The 602-nt window shown below is 38.4% G+C and carries 1 protein-coding gene; it reads left to right on the top strand.

Features of this window, described 5'->3' with window-relative positions:
- Nucleotides 1–602: porin family protein (locus tag E1171_RS00325; protein WP_155202999.1), on the top strand; the 602-nt coding region annotated here is incomplete at both ends.

The raw sequence follows: 602 nt of genomic DNA, 5'->3' as shown, positions 1-602 counted from the left end.
TTTTTTTCAATCGCTGCTCTTGTAATCCTTTCAGTAAGCAGCACTTTTGCACAAGAAGTATCAGTAGGACTTCGAGGTGGTGTTAACTTCTCTACTTTACAAGGCAAAGATGTAGAAGGCTTGGACTATGCCACTGGACTTGATATTGCTCTACCAGTTGAATTAAGCTTCAGCAAGAACTTTGCATTGCAACCAGAATTACATTTCATTCAAAAGGGAGCTGCAATTAAATATGAAGCTGAGGGAGTTGAAAATGAAATTCGTGCTTTTCAAAATTATCTAGAGTTACCAATATTACTAAAGGGTAAAATTGGTAATGATAAAATCTCTGGTTACGCTATTGCTGGTCCTACCTTAGGATACGCCCTTAGTCAACGTGGTGTTCTCATAGAAGGTGATGACAAAACTAGTGATTCAGTAGATTTTACTGATGAGCAAAACCGATTCGAAATTGGAGCTAACTTTGGATTAGGTGCTGAATTACAAGCAGGACTTGGTAAAGTAGTTGTTGATGCTCGTTATGGTTTAGGACTAAGCGGTCTTACAAAGTCTGATGACTTGGCAGAAGGTGTAAATAATGAGTTTAACAGTGGTATCGCTGT

This window comes from Xanthovirga aplysinae (assembly GCF_009711365.1).
In the GTDB taxonomy this organism is placed as follows: Bacteria; Bacteroidota; Bacteroidia; order Cytophagales; family Cyclobacteriaceae; genus Xanthovirga; species Xanthovirga aplysinae.
This window is presented reverse-complemented; position numbering and strand designations above follow the sequence as displayed.